Genomic DNA, 3,707 nt, shown 5'->3' on the forward strand with positions numbered 1-3,707 from the left:
TAGTACCTAAGTACTATAATATTGCGATCGCCCTGTGCCAGTTGCGTAAGTCCTGATCATTAAAAGAAACACCATCCCATTGACTAAGGAACAGCCAGCACCCGCAGGAGACTTAGGCTGCTAAGTTATGGGCGAGATAGTAGTTTGGATGTTGTCTGTCAGCATTTAGGGCTTCATGAACCGACACGCTCAGATGAAAATTTGAACAATACCTGTAATATTTTCATTGCCATACCAAATGGCTATCGCTTCCCAGTAAATGTTGTAAATATATAGTTGTCACCCCGATCTGAAATCCCTGGGAAAACGGAATCGGACAGACCTATTTTCAAATATTTGGTATGAACTGTGTAATCACTCTCCTACAAATCTTGACACAGTTGTTGTGGCAATTGTTTCATCACACGGACAAAAGGAGCCACATCATCCAAACCCTGCGCCACAATCAGAGCGCCTTGAATGGCAATAGCGGCATCTTCCCCACGCTCATGAGCCAGTGTCTCATCTAATCCGGCTGCCCTCAAAACAGTTGCTATTTCATCAATCCAGGCTCGTAATAGTGTTTGCACCTTCGCATGAAAGATATCTCGTGCTGACCCCATCAACAAGATGGCACACATACAGGGTTGTTGTCCGCCTTCATATAGCTCGTTAATCTGCTCACACATCTTAGTCAACCGAGTGAGCGTATCCCCTCTACCGCGAAGTACCTGTAAAATGTGTTCCTCCAACCAACATTCCATAAAATCCAACACCGCCGTCACCATTTCATCCTTCCCACCGGGGAAGTGATGGTAGAGACTGGCTTTCCCTAAACCTGTCGTTTGTGAAATTTTCGATAAAGTCGCCCCATCGTAACCATACTGTCGAAACAGTTGTAGCAAGCAGGGAATATAAGTATCTTTTGCCATTTACAGAAATTGAAGTCTCATCTCTTGACATTATACCGAACGATTGGTACAGTGATTTTGTACCAAGCGTTCGGTACAAAATCACTGTACCAATTCCTTAATTTGCAGGGATGTCTATGCAGGATCTCGAATCGCAAGAGGTGTCATACCAATTCGCAATTCACAATTCGCAATTCGCAATTAAAAAATTTAGATGCAGCAAGGGTTTCAGGGTTTATATCTGTTTCATGATTTTAGTGAATTGGTATCAGTTGACAACGGGAGAAACCAACTTGCCGTGACTATCTCTGATTGCTGTCGTTCTTATTCCCGTTAGACCGCTAATTTTTAGCTTAACAGTGCTTCTTTTTACAGAATATTGAGGATTAACCAATGATTAAGCTTTATGGTCACGAACTCTCTGGTAACAGCTATAAGGTTAAGCTCTTGCTATCACTATTGGGCATTGAACATGAATGGATTAAGGTCGATTTGCTTCAGGGGGAACACAAAGCCTCTGAATTTCAGTCGCTTAATCCCTTCGGTCAAGTTCCGGTATTAGTGGATGGCGACACAATTATAAAAGACGCACAGGCAATTTTGGTTTATTTGGCTCGTTGTTATGGTGGTGAACAATGGTTGCCACTGGATGCTGTCTCACTTAGTCAGGTTGTACGTTGGCTATCTACAACTGCGGGTGAAGTGCGTCAGGGGCCAGAATCGGCTCGTTTGTACTATCTGTTTAATGCCACCAGTATTGATATTGACAGAGCTAACCAAAAAGCAGAGTTTATTCTTACACAACTTAACCAACATTTGCGCGATCGCCAATGGTTAGAGTTCGAGCGGACAACTATTGCAGATATAGCAGTATTCCCCTATGTTGCCTTAGCACCAGATGGCAAAATTGCTCTTGACTCTTATCCTCATATTCTGGCATGGATTGAGCGAGTTAAGACCCTTCCCGGTTTTATAGGAATGCAAGGAATTGCAGCCCCTGCCTTGGTATAGGCAAATAACACCCAGTTTAGATGGAGAAGGTAGAGAGAAAGAGGAATTTTTTCCCTTCTGTGCTCCCTTGTCTTTTCTCTATCTTCCCCTGTTTTTATATATGTAAAAATAAAGAGTTATATGCCACGTAAATTTACGCAAATTGCTTTCACGCCTGCTGTCAAAGTTGCTCAAGAACAACGTGGCTCACGGCAGACCTATGCTCGATTTGAGCAAAATGGGCCTTCTAACGATACCATCACACTAGAAATTGAGGAATTTATCGCCCAAATGGATGGTTTTTATTTGGGAACCGTCGGTTCTAATGGTTATCCCTACATTCAATTTCGTGGTGGACAACCTGGGTTTTTGAAAGCTGTAGATGAAAAGACTTTAGGATTTGCTGACTTCAAAGGCAATGTTCAATATGTTACCGTTGGTAATCTTGACGAAAATGACAAAGCTTTTTTGTTTTTGATGGATTATCGCCATCGCCGACGGTTGAAAATTTGGGGGCGGGCTATGTATGTAGAAGATGATAGCGAACTAATTGAAAGCCTGAAACTTCCTAACTATGAAGCAGAAGTGGAACGAGTGATTCTGTTTCACATTGAAGCTTGGAATTGGAACTGTTCACAGCACATTCCTATTCGCTATTCTGAACAAGAAGTAGCGGCATTGCAAGCGAAAATAACTGAACTAGAGGAACTTCTTGCTAAGAAGCAGCAAATCTAATTTTTCTGAGCAACGTCGGCGTAAGTGGGTGCAACTCCTCACAAGAGCGAAAAATGGAGAAGTTATTGACCCACAAACAGTACTACTGCAACGTTCTATTACTGCACCTCGTCCAACCTTACATTGCCGACGAGGGACAGTAACACAGGCTACAACCAGAGATAATTGCTCATCTCTTAAACAGCTACGCGCTAGCGGAGTGTCTGTTCCTTTGTCTATCTGTTTAACTTTGAGCGATGCCTTCGGCGGGCTACGCCTACGCACTTTACTAATTTATGGCGAATCTGAGGGAAACAGAAACAATTCTGGCTACAAATTAGCTCGTAATCTACTGGGTACATCTAATTTACTTACCAGACACCGAATCGCTTATCATCCCGAACCACGCCAACTATTTGACCGATATTGCGATCGCTCTACACCTCCACTTGAACCAACTGAGGCAGATACAATTTGGCACAGTGCGAATAAAACAACAGCCTTTGCCAGTCGGGATTTTAACTCAATTGTCATGAGTATTCGTGAGTGGAAGTCACACCGCAAATCTAAAAAACAGTGCGTCAGAAAACCAAAAAGATTAGTTAAGGTGAGATTGACAAAATTGATGTAACACCCTTCAAATTTTCTACCCATAATCTACCGTGTACACATATCTTTGTACAGGATTAAAACAGTGTGAGGCAACTCTCAAAGACTTGTGTGTACACGTTAGCCCTATTCTGGGGAGACTATATGACTATTAAAGGTACTATCTCTAGTTTTACTTTCCCATTTTTGGTAAATAAGACTGACGATAATTGTTCTTAGCCATCAGCCTAGCCTCACGCTTTGTCCACTGTTTCTGCAAAGGAACATCAGCCAATCTTTGCAATAATATGAATACACTATCATCTCCAGTCAACCGAGCGATGATTTGAGCGTAGGCGTAGCCCGTCGTAGACATCGCCTTACAGCAACTCCAAGGATGACGTACCACCTGAACTTCTGCAAATCTCACCACACCCCAATTGCGCTCCAAGAAAAAACGGTTACGAATTTTATCATCATCAACATCAATGTAGTGGTGAGGTTTACCTGTATCTCCAGCATAAG

Annotated in this window: 4 protein-coding genes and 1 pseudogene; 3 read left to right on the top strand and 2 right to left on the bottom strand. The window is 42.6% G+C overall.

From position 1 onward, the window contains the following. Window positions 1-362: 362 nt before the first annotated feature. On the bottom strand, window positions 363-911 hold the full coding sequence (locus tag ACFE90_RS37055) for a TetR/AcrR family transcriptional regulator (RefSeq protein ID WP_375507221.1): 549 nt from the start codon (window positions 909-911) through the stop codon (window positions 363-365). 372 nt (window positions 912-1,283) lie between these two features. On the opposite strand from ACFE90_RS37055, the gene ACFE90_RS37060 reads away from it, so the two are divergent. The 3 genes from ACFE90_RS37060 to ACFE90_RS37070 all read left to right on the top strand — a co-directional run bounded on the left by ACFE90_RS37060 (window position 1,284) and on the right by ACFE90_RS37070 (window position 3,225). Next, complete coding sequence (locus tag ACFE90_RS37060) at window positions 1,284-1,901, top strand: glutathione S-transferase (protein WP_322670598.1); 618 nt, start codon at window positions 1,284-1,286, stop codon at window positions 1,899-1,901. Between the two features lie 120 nt (window positions 1,902-2,021). Then, window positions 2,022-2,615, top strand: coding sequence for a pyridoxamine 5'-phosphate oxidase family protein (locus ACFE90_RS37065; RefSeq protein WP_375507222.1), 594 nt, complete (start codon window positions 2,022-2,024; stop codon window positions 2,613-2,615). Further along, window positions 2,593-3,225, top strand: coding sequence for a hypothetical protein (locus ACFE90_RS37070; RefSeq protein ID WP_375507223.1), 633 nt, complete (start codon window positions 2,593-2,595; stop codon window positions 3,223-3,225). Before ACFE90_RS37065 ends, ACFE90_RS37070 begins: the two co-directional genes overlap by 23 nt. A gap of 150 nt (window positions 3,226-3,375) precedes the next feature. Here ACFE90_RS37070 and ACFE90_RS37075 read toward each other — a convergent pair. After that, window positions 3,376-3,707: pseudogene (locus ACFE90_RS37075) on the bottom strand (hypothetical protein); the annotation flags it as partial.

The organism is uncultured Nostoc sp. (genome assembly GCF_964245445.1).
In the GTDB taxonomy this organism is placed as follows: Bacteria; Cyanobacteriota; Cyanobacteriia; order Cyanobacteriales; family Nostocaceae; genus Nostoc.